Below are 15,813 nucleotides of genomic sequence, written 5' to 3'. Positions count from 1 at the left end.
AGGGTTTATGCATCAAGAATTTAGATATTTTCAGTAAACGGGGGAAGACTGTCGCTCACACTTCCCTGAAAACTACATTCATCATCGATACGCCGAGCATAACGACTGACCATCGACACGGATACGTCATAACGCTGAGCTACCTCGCGGTAGGTGACTGGAAGGTTATGCATTTTTGCGATCAGATATTCCAAGGCAGCACACCAGCCTTCCGTTTGACGGATAAAAGGAACATCTGGATATATGCTACTCACGAATTGCTTCCAAAGTAATTCAGCATCTTTTTTCTGAACGGCATCAAATCTCCGGTCCATCATACTTACCGTCTGGTCGATGACTTTTTGCCAATCTTCTCTCCATTCTGGCAATCCCTTCAGACGCGCATTAGAAGTTTCTTTGGCTTCCTGAAGTACATTTTCCTCCGGAACACTACCAATCAGTCGCTGCAGGCTCAGAAGCGCAGCTTCCTGCAGCTTTTCTTCCTGCAATGGCTGTTGCTTCAGAAGTCCTTGTAGAATCTCGGACATTTCTTCATCCTCAATCCAGCGCAGAGCTTCCGTAACCTGAAGCTTCGTATTGGCATCACCGTAGCGAAGTGCCCAGAAGAAGGAAGATCGAAGCAGTGGATTATTCCGCACCTCTTCAGCAAAGCTGCCTTTGTTGTCTTTCCACAGCTTCAGCTGCTCTTGAAAGGGGAGCTGATAGTTGTAACTGATTGGAGACAACGCCTTGCCTTCCCCCTGCGCTTGCTGCAGTTGGGCCAGAAAAAATCTCGGCACAGCCGATTCCGGATCCAGCTTAGCAGCTTTTTGCCAGCAACGCTGAGCCTCTGCATAGAGACCGCTATTACTTGCTGCTGCCGCACAGTAATGGTACAAACTGGCGTCACCGCCGACTTCCTCATCTTTCAGCAGGCGCCGAAAATGACCATAGGCGGTTCTATGCCGTCCCAGAATCCCCATCGTAGTGGCCATCTTGAATAAATGCTCCTGGTGAAAAGGAATAGTCGTCTCTAGCAGACGTAATAATCCAGCCAGTTGCCCGCGGTCACCTTCATACTGCAAAAAGATCGCCAAGTTACAAAGTGCGTGCAAATTCCCAGAGTCCTGTTCAAGCACCCGCATAATGCATTCTTTGGCTTTGGTAAAACGACCCATATAGAAATACGCAAGGGCTAGGTTGTTATGCGCCGCCAAGAAGTCTGGCGTATTGCTCACAATCTCTTCAAGCAAAGTTACGGCTTGTGTAAACTTGCCTTCCTCCAACAGCGCTCGGGCCCGCTCATGCTCTATTACCCCTTCCCGGCTTCTAATCCGGATAAGTGGTGCAGGACGATCGAGCTCATATTGCAGAAGTTCCATCAACTCTTCCGATTCGGCCAGAAATTCACCGTTCACATCTTCTTCGAGATAAGTAACAAGTGAGCGTTCTGCCTCCTCATAGCTTTCCATATTGGCGAAGTTGTTAGCCATATAGAAATAACATTCCGTCATTCCAGGATCAATATTCTCCAGCACATGGGTCAAAATGTCGTTAGACGCCTCATAATTACCCATCTCTGATAATACGCCTGCTACGTTACAATGATTTACCGGGTTCTCCGGTTCGTACTCTACAGCTTTGCGAAAATTCTTTAATGCCTTATCATATTGAAAGCGATCCAAGGACCGAACGGCTCTTTCAAAGAAAAAATTGGCATTCAGAGTGACAGGAATAACATTACCATTCTCCTCATACTCTGAAGTTCTCTCCATCATGGAAGCAAGGCACCCCCTTAATAAGAAGCTTCCTTTTATACTAACGAAAAAATAGGAGGACGGCGCCCAATGGGGTATACCGGAGCTCCAAACTTAATCGCTATTCCGTTCCCTTTATGGGTGCGGCTATCTTCACACAGTATACCACATGTGACCGCGAGATTCTCAAGTTGAGAAAGACTCTACCACTCCACAAACAGCAACTTTTTCACGTAAAAACAAGCATAAACGCTTTCAGCGTCCTTATAAGGACGGTAAGCGTATATGCGAGAAATATAAGACATAAAGTATGGCGTGAAACTTATACTTTCTTATATTTAAAAAAAGACGGGGAATTAAATTCCCGCGTCTCTGAAAAGCTTATCGATCGAACCGCCCTCAAGAATAATACGTGTAGCTTGTGCAAGCATCGGTGCCACCGATAATACCGTAAACCGACTTGAATGATCATCTGGCAGCGCAATAGAGTCCGTAATGACCACTTCCTGAACAGAGGGATGGTCAAGCCGCTGCAGCGCAGGTCCTGAGAACAATCCATGCGTTGCACAGACGATACTGTCCTTCGCACCTCTCTCTTTCAGACCCTCAACCACATTCACGATGGTAGTCCCTGTATCAATAAGGTCCTCGATAATAATCGGTGTACGTCCCTCGACATCACCAATGACATGAGTGATTACAGATTCATTATGGGCTGGACGCTTCTTGATCATAATGGCAAAAGGTGAATCCAGCTTATTTGCCAGCTTCTCAGCCATAGATGCACGTCCGGCATCCGGAGAAACAATGACCAAATCAGACATAGCCTTGGCCTTCAAATGGCTGCTGATCAAATCGAGAGCAGTCAGATGATCGACCGGAATGTTGAAAAATCCTTGAATTGCCGCTGCATGCAAATCGATAGTGATTACACGGGTTGCGCCCGCGGTCGTAAGTACATCAGCTACCATCTTAGCCGAGATCGGTTCACGAGGTGCAGACTTACGTTCCTGTCGAGCGTATCCATAATACGGCACAATAATGTTAACTGTACGTGCTGATGCCCGTTTAGCAGCATCTATCATCACGAGCAGTTCCACGAACATCTCATTAATGGGATGGGATAGGGATTGCACCAAAAATACGTCGCAGTTCCGGATGCTCTCTTCGTAATGCACGTAAATCTCGCCGCTCATGAAACGGGTCAGCTTAATCTGCCCCAATTCAACACCAAGTCGCTCTGCAATATCTGCCGCCAGCTTTGGATTCGACGAACCGGAAAAAATACGTAATTGTTGATGATGCATAATACCCTCCTGCGGATTATAAATTATAGTTTGAACGGAACAGTGGTACGACGGCGTCCCTCAAATACAGCCAGCTCACGGAAGCCTGTGTGCCAAAGCATGCTACGTGCCTCTTGCAAGCCGTCACCAAGCTTGGCAGGGTCATGTGCATCCGAGCCGAGCGTAAGCGGTATACCGAGCTTAAAAGCCTCCTGTAGCAGATGTTCCGCCGGGAACATCTCAGCACATGGCTTGGTAAGTCCTGAAGCATTCAGCTCCATGGTAATTCCGCTATCCGCTATAACCTTTAAGGTTTCCAGCTCCAGCATTCTCACCTCTGCTTTACCTTCTGGTGTCTGAGGACCATAGCCGAACCGTTTAATAACATCCATATGTCCTATAATATCATATAATCCTGATAACGCCGACTTCTTTACAGCATCATAATAAAGGCGATATACCTCTAGTTCATCCTTGCCTTCCCAGCCATCAACCTGTCGATAATCTGTGATATCCCACTCCCCGAGAAAATGCACAGAGCCTATAAGATAATCCCATGGGTAAGGAGATAAAATCTCACGAATTTGATCCTCGTAGCCTTCAATATAATCTGCTTCCAGCCCTACCCGCAGGTCTATGACTCCGCGGTAGCGTTCCTTCAGCGTCAGGCATTCCTCCACATAACGAGGCAGTTCAGCCATTGGCATGGCCATTTCAGGATAATAGCTAGCGGGATCAACATGGATGAGCGGCAAGTGGTCGGATAACCCTAGCTGCTGAAGACCAAGCTGTATCCCACGCTGCACATACTCCTCAAGCTTGCCCACGGCATGACCGCAGCGCTCATGATGCGTGTGGTAATCGATATGCATCCGTCAGTTCCCTCCCTAGTACTGGTCCCGGCGTGGGCGCTCGTGGCGGGTACTCAACTCTTCCATGATTTCATCCAGCGGAAGCTTGCGCTCTTGTAGCAGTACTAGTAAGTGGTAGATCAGATCACTAACTTCAAGACGCAGCTCGGCATTATCTTTATTTTTGGCGGCAATAATCGTTTCAGAGGCTTCTTCGCCTACCTTCTTAAGGATCTTATCGACACCTTTATCGAACAAATAAGTTGTATACGCGCCTTCCGGACGCTCTACTTCCCGCTCAGCAATCACGCGCTCCAGCTCGCCAAGAACAGCAAAACGCTCACCATCCGTAAGGCTAGTAGCTACCGATTTCTGAGCTTCCTCGGCTTGGTTATTCAAAGGAATGTCACGGAAAAAGCATGATGTAGCTCCAGTATGGCAAGCTGGTCCTTCAGGGACAACCTTCACGAGCAGTGTATCACTATCGCAATCATAGGATATGGAAGTAATCGCTTGTGTATTGCCTGAGGTTCCACCTTTGTGCCAAAGCTCGCTGCGTGAGCGGCTCCAGAACCAGGTCTGGCCACTTTCCAACGAGAGCTGCAACGATTCCGAATTCATATAAGCAACCATCAAAACTTCTAGTGTGTTAGCATCCTGCACAACGGTAGGCACCAACCCCGCTTCATTCCAGCGAATGCCGGCCAGCGCTTCTTTTTGGCTAATGGATGTATTCTTTTCTATTTCGCTCATCGGATCTCTACCCCTTTTTGCTTCAAGTCAGCCTTTAAGTCGTTAATGGCAATCTCTTTATAGTGAAAAATGGTCGCCGCCAGTCCCGCATCGGCTTTCCCTTCCGTAAATACATCGTAAAAATGATCCTTCTTCCCAGCGCCGCCAGAAGCAATCACAGGAATACTAAGTAAATCGCTTACTGCTGAGGTCAGCTTCAGGTCGAAGCCATCTTTCGTCCCATCTGCATCCATACTTGTGAGCAAAATTTCACCTGCACCCAGCTTTTCAGCTTCCTTGGCCCAGGTCAGAGCACGGATGCCAGTGGGCTTGCGACCACCATGCGTATACACTTCCCATTCACCAAATGCCTCGTTATATTTAGCATCTATTGCTACCACAATACATTGAGAGCCAAAACGGCGTGCACCTTCCAAAATTAACTGTGGATTAGTGATAGCAGCCGTATTAATGCCGATTTTGTCTGCACCTGCACGAAGAATCCGCTTCATATCATCAGGTGTAGAGATCCCGCCACCCACTGTAAAAGGAATGGCGATTTCACCTGCGGTCTGCCGCACAACCTCAATCATGGTCGCCCGGCCTTCTACGGAAGCCGATATATCGAGAAACACAAGCTCATCTGCACCCTCACGGTCATACAGCGCCGCCAGCTCTACCGGATCTCCGGCATCACGCAGATTCACAAAGTTAACGCCTTTGACTACCCGTCCGTCCTTAACGTCAAGACAGGGGATGATACGTTTTGCTAACATAATAAATCCCTCCTTTATTGCAAAGGCTTTTTCGATCCCCTAAATCCCGCTCCACTCACTCTATAATCACTTTGTTCCCACGATTCTTGCTCCTAGCAGGACGACGGGCTCGCGACAACCGCAAGACCACATTCATATAGGCGGCCTGTGGGCTTACGCTCATGATATAATCGGTTCATTTAATTGCACAATGTGCAGTTATTTCACCGTCCATCCAGCAAACTAGGCATTTAACTGCATTTCGTACAATTAAATCTGGGAATGAACTTAAATATAAGCTCAACTCTCATTTATAGCTGCACGAAATACAATTAAATTAGCAAACACGCTCATAATTGGAATAATAGTTGTATGAAGTACACTTATATCATCTATCAGAGGAATAATGTCAAACCCGGCGCCTAATTAACTTATTGCAGCAGATTCCAAATCAGGCTTTAGCTGAAACCACCTTAGTCGCTCAATAGTTTAGTGAATTATTAACCTAGTTCAAGGTTCTATTGCACTCTGTACAATAGAATCAACCTCAAACAATCTAATTGTGCCGTCTGTTGCATTTCGTGCAATAGATTCCTGAGAAATCCACAAAAATAAGAGCTTTGAACTGTTTGGATTGTACAAAGTGCAGTCAGATAAGCATTCAGCTTCTTTAAGCAGCTTTCTATTGCACAAAATGCAACCAGCACCCCTAAATGAGACTTTTCACAGAGTAAGAACGAGTTAATTAGTCAGGTTCGTCAACTAACGCACATACTCAGCACTACTTCTGCCCGAGCGCCTGCAAAGCTTTGGAAAGATCAATATTGCCCGTGTACAACGCCTTGCCAACAATAGCTCCACCCACACCACTGCCGCTATGCACGTTTAGACGTAACAGATCATCAAGACTGGTGACTCCGCCGGAGGCGATCACCGTTTTACCGCTGACCTTCGCCATGGACACAATGCCCTCCACGTTCGGACCCTGCATCATCCCGTCGCGGGAGATGTCGGTGTAAATGAACGTCTCGGCTCCTTTTGCAGCCAATTCCTTAGCCAGATCCTCAGCACGTACTTCAGAGGTGTTCAACCAGCCGTGTGTCGCAACATAACCGTTGCGCGCATCAATGCCGATAGCTACTTTATCACTGTATTTAGCCAATACCGCTTCGGTAAAAGCATGATCGTTAATCGCAGCAGTTCCGATAATAACCCGACTAACGCCAAGCCCAAGCAATTTTTCCACGTCCGCAAGATTACGAAGGCCACCGCCCACCTGAACAGGCACATTAGCATTAGCAGCAATAGCGCCGATAATCGCATCATTCACAGGATGACCTGCTTTCGCGCCATCTAAGTCCACCAAATGAATGAACTTTCCGCCTTGCTCTTCCCATGATTTTGCCACCTCCAGTGGGCTATCATTGTATATCGTTTCCTGACTGTAATCCCCTTGTTGCAGCCTGACACATTTTCCATCCCGGATATCAATCGCCGGATATACAATAAAAGAAGACATTTGGCGCTCCCCACTTTCGTTACATTATATTTATAGCGCAGCTTACGCCCGCTCTCCCTTTAATTTCAAAAAATTCCCCAGCAGCTTGATTCCCAGCTCCCCACTTTTTTCAGGATGGAACTGCATTCCGAACACATTATCTTGCCCCACAATAGCTGTGACTGGGTAACCATAATCGGTGACAGCCAGCAGATCACTCTCATTCGCTACAAGCGCGTGATAAGAGTGCACAAAGTACACATGACCCTCATCAAGATCTGCAAAAAGCGGACTTTGCGGCTGCCTAAAGCTCAGCTTGTTCCAACCCATATGCGGTACCTTATAGCCATCTCTAGGAGCAAAACGCACCACCGAGCCTGAGAGAATATCAAGTCCCTCATGGCTGCCATGCTCTTCACTGCTGCTAAACAGTAGTTGCATACCAAGACAGATTCCTAGCAGCGGCTGGGTTCCGGCAGCTACCTGTTTGACCACACGATCCAAACCACTTTCCCGCAGCTGCTCCATCGCATCGCCAAATGCACCGACACCAGGCAGAATGACACTATCAGCAGCGAGAATTTGCTCGGCTTCCCCCGTCACTACACACTCATAACCGAGACGTTCTACCGCCTTGCTCACACTGTGCAGGTTGCCCATGCCATAATCGACGATTGCAACAGTCATGCTACAGCACTCCCTTCGTAGAAGGCACACCCTTCACACGTGGATCAATCAGTGTCGCTTCATCGAGTGCCCGTCCGAGCGCCTTGAATACAGCCTCAATCATGTGATGTGTGTTAGAACCGTAGTGTACGATCACATGCAGCGTAATCCGAGCTTCCAGTGCGAACTTCCATAAGAATTCCTGAACAAGCTCCGTCGAAAAGCTGCCCACCTGCTGTGAAGGATACGTTGCACGATATTCAAAGTGTGGGCGATTGCTGATATCGATCACAACCTGCGCCAACGCCTCATCCATCGGTACAAAAACACTCGCATAACGTTTGATTCCCTTTTTATCACCAAGTGCTTCGTGCAGCGCTTGACCTAGGCAGATCCCGATGTCTTCAACCGTGTGGTGATCATCAATTTCGATATCTCCTCGCGCCTGTACTGACAGGTCAAACTGGCCGTGCTTCGTAAATAGGTCCAGCATATGATTCAGAAAAGGAACATCCGTCTCCAGCTCAGAAACTCCACTTCCATCTACGTTAAGAGACAGCTTGATATCCGTCTCGTTTGTTTTACGGCTTAATCCTGCTTGGCGCAAGGCCTGTTCATTATTGTTCTCCATATCCGTCTCCACCTTTTCCTTCGTTCTTGAGTCGAATCTCAATGGCTCGTGCGTGGCCTTCTAACCCTTCGCGACGCGCCAGCTCTATAATGGTCTTTCCATCCCGCAGAAGGGCTTCTTTACTGTAATAGATCAGACTTGATTTCTTTATAAAATCATCCACATCCACTGGCGATGAGAAGCGTGCCGTACCATTGGTCGGGATAATATGATTCGGTCCGGCAAAATAGTCGCCCACAGGCTCCGAGCTATACGCTCCCAGGAAGATCGCCCCCGCATTCTCGATGCTGCCCACAAGGTCCATTGGATCCTCGACAACAATCTCTAGGTGCTCTGGTGCCAACCGATTCACTACGGAGATTCCCTCCTCCATAGATTCCACAACAATGATCGCCCCGTAATTTTCTACGGATGAACGGGCGATCGCCTGTCGCGGCAGCTCCTGTAGCTGACGCTCCACTTCAGCAGCCACGCTATCCGCCAAGCTCTGCGATGGCGTGACTAGAATCGCCGAGGCCATCTCGTCATGCTCGGCCTGCGAGAGCAGATCCGCTGCGACATAGGCCGGCTCAGCGGTCTCATCTGCGAGCACGACAATTTCGCTTGGTCCCGCGATACTGTCGATGTCCACGGCACCATATACCTCGCGTTTTGCTAGCGCAACGTATATATTGCCGGGCCCACATATCTTATCTACCGGCGCTATGCTCTCCGTCCCAAAAGCCAAAGCAGCTACCGCCTGCGCTCCGCCCACACGGTAGATTTCATTCACCCCTGCTTCTGCAGCAGCAACCAGGATGTAAGGATCAATCCCTTCTTTGCCGCCGGTGGATGGCGGGGTTACCATAACGATCTCCGGCACGCCTGCGATCTGTGCAGGGATCACGTTCATCAGCACCGAGGAAGGATAAGCTGCCTTACCACCAGGAACATATACCCCTACCCGCTTCAGCGGACGAATAATCTGTCCCAGAATCGTGCCATCGGGCTGAAGATCCATCCACGAATTCCGTTTCTGTCTAGCATGAAAAGCCCGGATATTTGCTGCAGCCGCTTGAATAGCGGATACGAAAGATTCTTCTACCCGGCCATACGCCGCCTGAAGCTCTTCCGGCGTTACCCGCAGCTGATTCGGCGTGAGCGTGACCCGATCAAATTGCTCCGTGTAGCGAAGAAGCGCCGTGTCTCCTTCTTTTTTAATCGCGAATACAATTTCCTTTACCGCCTGATTTTGCTCTGGCGTTCCATACTCGACTTCTCGCTCTAGCTTAAAATCCTTGCTCGATACAACCTTCATCGCCGGTTCCTCCCTTTACCCCTTAACATCTGTCACCTACCGCAAATTTGGTTCCCCTATAACCGCCTGTAGTCGGTCACAGAGCTGCTGTATCTCTTCATTTTTCATCCGATAGCTCACACGATTGGCCACAAGACGGCTCGTAATTTCGAATATGCTCTTCATTTCAATTAATCCGTTATCCCGCAGTGTTTGGCCCGTCTCTACCATATCCACGATACGATCAGCGAGACCAATCAGCGGCGCAAGCTCAATTGAACCATTCAGCTTCACGACCTCAACCTGCTGTCCCTGCTCCCGGAAATACTTTGATGCCACATTCGGATATTTCGTCGCTACACGCTGCTGAATCCCCGGCTGCCAGTTCGGTAATCCAATGATCGACATCCGGCATCGAGCGATGCCAAGATCAAGCAGCTCATATACATCACGATCTTCCTCCAGCAATACGTCCTTGCCCACGATTCCAATGTCGGCCACACCATATTCTACATATGTAGGTACATCTACTGGTTTAGCTAATATAAATTCCATGCCTGCCTCAGGCAGCGGAATAACAAGCTTGCGGGATGCCTCACCATCCGGTGGAATCGGGAGACCTGCCTGGCGGAACAGCTCAGCAGCCTTTTCATAAATCCGACCTTTTGGCATAGCGACCTTCAAAATCTGTGCCATCGTTAAGTTGCCTCCTTTTCCATTTCCATACAAAATTTATCTTAACCGCTCATTCTTGCTAGCGATATCTCAGCCATGTTCACTTACAAAAGATACAAAGGTATAGATTTCGCCGTAACGCATACCATCTGCTTCGATCGTATCCGTATCTAGACGCTTCACCGTTTCAAGCTCTTCTGGACCTGCTGCTAGTCTAGTCACTACTGCGTGCCCTTCCGACCGTAAGCGTGTTGCCTCTTCCAGACCTTCTTTTCTGCGAGTAGCATCATATTGGATCAAGATAGGCAGCTCTTCCTCTTCGTTAGATCCAGCCACACCATCGAGAATACGATTCGTTTTTAAAGAAAAACCTGTAGAAGGGATCGGACGTCCAAACTGCTGAAGGAGATTATCATATCTGCCTCCACTACATACCGGAAACCCTAATTCCGCTGCATAGCCTTCGAAAGTCATCCCTGTATAATAAGAGAAGTCCCCGATCATCGTCAGATCGATCAGCACATGCTGTGATACGCCGTAAGAGACCAGTACCTCCCACACCTTGCATAAATGATCTATCGAATGACGGGCAAGCGGATGATCGCTAAGCTCCAGCGCCTGTCCACAAATCTCCTTGCCTCCACGCAAACGTAACAGTCCATCCAGTTCATTCTTCTGAGCTTCCGTCAGATCCAGCCGGCGTAAGGTCTCCCGAAAAGAGACATAGTCACGGCCCAGCAAATGGCTTTTGAGCTCCTCCTGAGCCTCAGGCAATTGTGGAAGTGCCTCTTGAAATAAACCATTCAGAAAGCCTACATGCCCCATCGCGATTTTAAAAGACTTCACACCTGCAGCCTGCAAAGATGAAATTGCGAGCGCCACTACTTCAGCATCCGCCTCAGGTGAATCGTCACCTACCAGCTCGACCCCTGTCTGGAAAAACTCCGCTTCCCGCCCTGCTTCTTCCTCAATGGCACGAAAAACATTAGCGTGATAGGACAACCGCAATGGCAATGGCTCATCCTTTAATAAAGATGCCACAACACGGGCAACCGGAGCTGTCATTTCAGAACGAAGCACTAGCGCCTGACCACGATTGTTGAGCAATTTATAAAGCTTTTGGTCGGACGTAGAGCTAGCCACGCCAACTGTATCGTAATATTCTAGCGTCGGAGTCATCATTTGCTGATAACCCCAGCGACTCATGCAATGCAGTACATCATTCTCAATTTTGCGTAATTTCGTTACGGCCCGGGGCAGATAGTCCCGAACGCCAGACGGCTTCTCAAATCCCTTTGGTTTGGACATCTTCATTGTTCACCTCGTCAGTTATCATTAGATACTGTTTATATTTACTTTACTATGGTAAAGTGGTAGCAAATTAAAGTATTTTCAATATCGTATCATGGTCACTGCTTTTTCGTCAATCTAACGGGGTAAAGCTATGACTTCCATTCTAATGCTTGTATGCTTAAAGCTTGTCTACCTAGGTTGAATTGTTCACAAAGGAAATCTAAATCAAACACTTATGTACTTCGAACCAATACTTGGGAATCCCTTTATTTTGCCTCCACGTTTATCCAATACTATAATGAGCTAATATGATTGTACTTCATAATTCTGTAATTAGTGTTCTAAAAATCTACTTACAACTAGAAAGAAGGGCTAATGCGTGACTAAATCCTATATGATTGGCGTTGATATTGGAACTACAAGTACCAAAGCAGTTCTCTTCGAGGAAAAAGGAGCCATAGCTGCACAAGCTAATGTAGGATATCCCTTACATCAGCCCTCACCCTCAATAGCGGAGCAGGACCCAGAACAAATCCTGAGTGCAGTCTTCCATACTATCTCTGAAGTTATGCGGCAAAGCGGTGTATCTGCGGATGCAATCCTTTTCGTCTCCTTCAGTTCTGCCATGCACAGTGTCATTGCAGTTGATAAACTGGGTAAGGCCCTAACTGCCTGCATCACATGGGCTGATAATCGCAGTGCCGGATGCGCACTTCGTTTGAAGGATGAGCTAAACGGCCATGAATTGTATCTACGCACAGGTACACCTATACACCCAATGTCTCCGATCACCAAGCTAATGTGGCTTCGGGAAGAACATCCAGAAGTGTTCCAACAAACCTATAAATTCATTTCCATAAAAGAATACATATTCGCAAGACTGTTTGGCGAATACATCATCGATCATTCCATTGCCTCTTCCACAGGCATGCTCAATCTGGAGAATCTAGAATGGGATAAAGAAGCTTTGGAGATTGCCCACATTACAACAGATCAACTCTCGCGGCTTGTTCCCACCACGCAGATTATGCAAGGGCTGCTCCCTGGTCTGGCAGAGGAGCTTTTGCTGCTCCCTACAACTCCATTTGTTGTTGGCGCCAGTGATGGCGTCCTGTCCAACCTCGGCGTAGGCGCAATTGAGCCCGGTGTAGTGGCCGCTACGATTGGTACGAGTGGAGCAATTCGTACCGTGGTGGATCACCCGCTCACCGATCCCAAAGGACGGACCTTCTGTTATAACTTAACCCCAAAACATTGGGTAATCGGAGGCCCCGTCAATAATGGTGGCATGCTGTTCCGCTGGGTACGTGACGAGTTCGCGGCCTCTGAAGTTGAAACCGCCAAACGACTAGGCATTGATCCTTACGAGGTTCTGACTCGCATTGCAGAGCAAGTTCCTGCGGGAAGCGGTGGACTTTTATTCCATCCTTACTTGACTGGAGAACGAGCACCGCTGTGGAATCCGGATGCTCGGGGCTCCTTCTTTGGCCTTACTATGAACCACCATAAAGAGCATATGATTCGGTCAGTACTAGAGGGCGTAATCTTCAATATGTATATGGTTCTCCTTGCTATGGAAGAGCAAATCGGACGCCCAAGCAGAATCCTTGCCACAGGCGGTTTCGCCCGCTCCTCAGTGTGGCGGCAGATGATGGCTGATATCTTTGATCAGGAGGTTGTCATTCCGGAGAGTATCGAGAGCTCCTGCCTCGGTGCGGTTGTACTTGGTCTTTATGCAACAGGTCGAGCCGATTCCTTTGATGTGGTGTTTGACATGATTGGTTCAACCTATAAGCATGAGCCAATTGATGAACATACCAAAATATACAAGCAGCTGCTGCCGATCTATATTTCTGTCTACCGTAGTCTCGAAAGCCAGTATCAAGCCATTGCAGAATTTCAGCGAGAACAAGCTGGAGAATAAGGCAAAAATAAAAAGCGTCGGTCTACCCACATATGTGAGAAAACCGACGCTTTTATATTTCCTTGCAATAGACTATGCACTTTTGGATCCTGCTTTTGCTTTCTGTGGACCCGATCCGAAGATGATCCAAGCCGATTTAATATATCGGAAGGCAAAGGCGACTACCACCCATGAACCTAACAACGCAAAGAGCCAACCCCCAGCAATCGCTGCGGTATATGCAAGAGAACCCCCGTGAAACGGTAATTTTCTATAGAAAAATAGCAGTAACGGATGCAGTAAATAGATTCCGAAAGAGCAAGCTCCGGCAGATAACAACAGTCTTGTGAGCAAGCCTCGGCCCGCTCCGTACAATAAGAAGGAGACTTGTAACAACACCACACAAGAGAGTAGCGCATGAAGGTTAGAGAATCCCTCATACCATAAACTATTGATGACTGTTTTCTTCGTATAGTTGTTAAACCATAACTCTACATGAACAACCCCTGCTACGATCCATAACAACCACAACGTAATCCATACCGGACCTTTACCGGCGCGCCAGCCTTCACGTGAAGGTACCAGCCATTTTTTCAAAGAAGGATAATATACTGCAATCCCAGCACCCAGCAAGAAATACGAGAAATAAGTGATTGCCAGACTGCCCTTGGACAACTGCCAATACCCGTTATTAGTCATGTATTTATTCAGCAGCACAAAACCCCATTGTAGAATCAATCCGATTAGCGGTGCCCAAGCCGCCAGACGACGAACCTTTTGCAGACACCACAGAATAAGCGGAAACAATACGTAGAACTGAATAATGATAATAATATAATACAAATGCGTGTATGCTGTTCCTGTCCACAAATACTTCCAAAGCTTAGAAGCCATCTCCCCTGGAGGTAAACTCCATGTATGTCCCGCCGTCATTTTTAATGCAAAATACAACAGTGAAAATAGTACATAAGGCACGATAATATAAAGCAGCCTTCTACTGTAGAACTTCCCCAGCGTCTTTCCGCCCAGAGGACGATCAATATAGTTATAGAACAGCACGAAACCACTCAAAAATATGAATGAAGGTACAGCGAACTGGCTGAATTTATTAATAAATAAGAACGGATGAAACATGTTTGTACCTAGTGTCTCCGCCAACGTTCGCGAAGTAGCATGAATAGCTAGCACTGCAAAAATAGCAATCGCTCGAAAAATATCCAGCTGCGGAATTCTTTCTTTTTGTCTCATTATCTTTCCTCCTGTTAAGCTCCGCATCAAAATGATGCCAAATCAAGTATTAACCTTCCTCATCTCCTCCGAGGCATGTCCTGACTTTACCTTGGAACTAGACTCTAGAGACCGAGGAACACTTCCCAAGAAGATCCATGACTTAGGAATTCGGCGAAAAGCAAACTGCACCATGAACCAGCTTCCTCCCAGTGCAACTACAAGTCCTCCATAGATGAAGAAAACATAAGTTAGCGATTCGAGGGGAATATCATATCGGAACCTGCGATATATCGCCAGCAATAGCGGATGAATCAAATAAATTGCAAATGACAACTCACCTAAACGAGTCAAGAAAGCAACGATCACACGAGGGGCCTTTCGATAAAGCAAAAATGTAGCGTACAACAGAACCAATGCCGATAACATCGTATGAACATTCCATAACAGCTCGTACCACAGCGAATCCGTCCACACCCCAAAATGGCGGGCTACATACCATAGCTGCACATGGATAAAGGCTGCAATTAACCACAAGCTCACTAATAAGGCAGTCCATCTCTTTTGCTTGGCAGCCAGCTCACTCCATGGCTTAATCAGCCACAGCTTCACCTTCTCAAAGTGAATGGCGAGATAAGCACCCATCATATAATAGGCCAGGTAGGAGATCGCCAAGCTCCCTTTTTCAACAATGTGCAGTTCGTACTTATTCCAAAAAATAAAACCCCACTGAAGCGCCAAACCCACCGGTATCGCCCATTTCATTAAGAAGCGGGAACTCTGCAGTAGCTTAAGCAGCACTGGAAAAAGCAAATAAAACTGAATGCTAATAAAGACAAAATACAAATGCGCATATGCGGAACCCGAGAATAACGCTCTAGAAAAGCTTAACAAGTTATCTCCAAGGCTCTGCATCAATCGTCCGTTCACATATAAAGTTAGTGCATAATAGCCCATAGAAGCTAGCAAATAAGGCAGTAAGATATACTTTAATCGCCGACGGTAGAAATTAATGATCAAGCTACGTGTCACAGGACGACCATAATAATTATAAAACAATACGAAGCTGCTAAGGAAAATAAATGAGGGCGTACCGAATTTAAAGAAAATGTTAATCCAGTTCAGCCAGTAATAATAAGGTGAATGCAGTGCCTGCTCTCCAGCAGCAAAAGATGAGGCATGCACATGCAGCACACCTAATATAGCTAGAGCTCTGAAAATATCCAGCTGGGGCAGCCTTTCCTGTCTCACAGTATTCATATTAAATTCCTCTTCTCTACTATG

14 protein-coding genes are annotated in these 15,813 nt (G+C 47.3%); 1 reads left to right on the top strand and 13 read right to left on the bottom strand.

Annotated features, from left to right (window positions below; genetic code table 11):
* Positions 1–20: 20 nt before the first annotated feature.
* The 11 genes from MKY19_RS00825 to MKY19_RS00775 all read right to left on the bottom strand — a co-directional run bounded on the left by MKY19_RS00825 (position 21) and on the right by MKY19_RS00775 (position 11,414).
* A complete protein-coding gene (locus MKY19_RS00825) occupies positions 21–1,757 on the bottom strand; it encodes a tetratricopeptide repeat protein (RefSeq protein WP_076286824.1) in 1,737 nt (578 codons plus the stop codon).
* Positions 1,758–2,092: 335 nt separating this feature from the next.
* A complete protein-coding gene (locus MKY19_RS00820) occupies positions 2,093–3,043 on the bottom strand; it encodes a ribose-phosphate pyrophosphokinase (protein ID WP_042123288.1) in 951 nt (316 codons plus the stop codon).
* Between the two features lie 23 nt (positions 3,044–3,066).
* The gene (gene hisJ / locus MKY19_RS00815) at positions 3,067–3,894 is read right to left on the bottom strand and encodes a histidinol-phosphatase HisJ (protein ID WP_339799677.1); all 828 of its coding nucleotides are present in this window, start codon (positions 3,892–3,894) and stop codon (positions 3,067–3,069) included.
* Positions 3,895–3,909: 15 nt separating this feature from the next.
* The gene (gene hisIE / locus MKY19_RS00810; protein ID WP_042184008.1) at positions 3,910–4,626 is read right to left on the bottom strand and encodes a bifunctional phosphoribosyl-AMP cyclohydrolase/phosphoribosyl-ATP diphosphatase HisIE; all 717 of its coding nucleotides are present in this window, start codon (positions 4,624–4,626) and stop codon (positions 3,910–3,912) included.
* Entirely contained in the window at positions 4,623–5,381 is a 759-nt protein-coding gene (gene hisF / locus MKY19_RS00805; RefSeq protein WP_339799674.1) for an imidazole glycerol phosphate synthase subunit HisF, read from the bottom strand. Before hisF ends, hisIE begins: the two co-directional genes overlap by 4 nt.
* A gap of 760 nt (positions 5,382–6,141) precedes the next feature.
* Entirely contained in the window at positions 6,142–6,879 is a 738-nt protein-coding gene (gene hisA, locus MKY19_RS00800; RefSeq protein WP_339799672.1) for a 1-(5-phosphoribosyl)-5-[(5-phosphoribosylamino)methylideneamino]imidazole-4-carboxamide isomerase, read from the bottom strand.
* Positions 6,880–6,921: 42 nt separating this feature from the next.
* A complete protein-coding gene (gene hisH, locus MKY19_RS00795) occupies positions 6,922–7,545 on the bottom strand; it encodes an imidazole glycerol phosphate synthase subunit HisH (RefSeq protein WP_339268140.1) in 624 nt (207 codons plus the stop codon).
* A 1-nt stretch (position 7,546) separates the two neighbouring features.
* Entirely contained in the window at positions 7,547–8,155 is a 609-nt protein-coding gene (hisB, locus tag MKY19_RS00790; RefSeq protein WP_036687073.1) for an imidazoleglycerol-phosphate dehydratase HisB, read from the bottom strand.
* Complete coding sequence (gene hisD / locus MKY19_RS00785) at positions 8,142–9,452, bottom strand: histidinol dehydrogenase (protein WP_339799670.1); 1,311 nt, start codon at positions 9,450–9,452, stop codon at positions 8,142–8,144. Before hisD ends, hisB begins: the two co-directional genes overlap by 14 nt.
* Before the next feature lie 36 nt (positions 9,453–9,488).
* Complete coding sequence (gene hisG / locus MKY19_RS00780; RefSeq protein ID WP_042123270.1) at positions 9,489–10,127, bottom strand: ATP phosphoribosyltransferase; 639 nt, start codon at positions 10,125–10,127, stop codon at positions 9,489–9,491.
* A 69-nt stretch (positions 10,128–10,196) separates the two neighbouring features.
* Complete coding sequence (locus MKY19_RS00775) at positions 10,197–11,414, bottom strand: ATP phosphoribosyltransferase regulatory subunit (protein WP_339799667.1); 1,218 nt, start codon at positions 11,412–11,414, stop codon at positions 10,197–10,199.
* Between the two features lie 379 nt (positions 11,415–11,793).
* Here MKY19_RS00775 and gntK point away from each other — a divergent pair, with 379 nt between their 5' ends.
* The gene (gene gntK, locus MKY19_RS00770; protein ID WP_339804087.1) at positions 11,794–13,323 is read left to right on the top strand and encodes a gluconokinase; all 1,530 of its coding nucleotides are present in this window, start codon (positions 11,794–11,796) and stop codon (positions 13,321–13,323) included.
* A gap of 72 nt (positions 13,324–13,395) precedes the next feature.
* On the opposite strand, the gene MKY19_RS00765 is transcribed toward gntK, so the two are convergent.
* Both MKY19_RS00765 and MKY19_RS00760 read right to left on the bottom strand, forming a co-directional pair.
* Positions 13,396–14,550 carry an acyltransferase gene (locus MKY19_RS00765; RefSeq protein ID WP_076299980.1) on the bottom strand — a complete coding sequence of 385 codons (1,155 nt, stop codon included), beginning with the start codon at positions 14,548–14,550 and terminating at the stop codon, positions 13,396–13,398.
* Between the two features lie 42 nt (positions 14,551–14,592).
* On the bottom strand, positions 14,593–15,789 hold the full coding sequence (locus tag MKY19_RS00760) for an acyltransferase (RefSeq protein WP_339268133.1): 1,197 nt from the start codon (positions 15,787–15,789) through the stop codon (positions 14,593–14,595).
* Positions 15,790–15,813: the final 24 nt, after the last annotated feature.

This window comes from Paenibacillus sp. FSL R5-0744, assembly GCF_037972555.1.
In the GTDB taxonomy this organism is placed as follows: Bacteria; Bacillota; Bacilli; order Paenibacillales; family Paenibacillaceae; genus Paenibacillus_AQ.
Note: the sequence above shows the minus strand (reverse complement) of the source record. Positions and strands in the feature narration are given on the sequence as shown.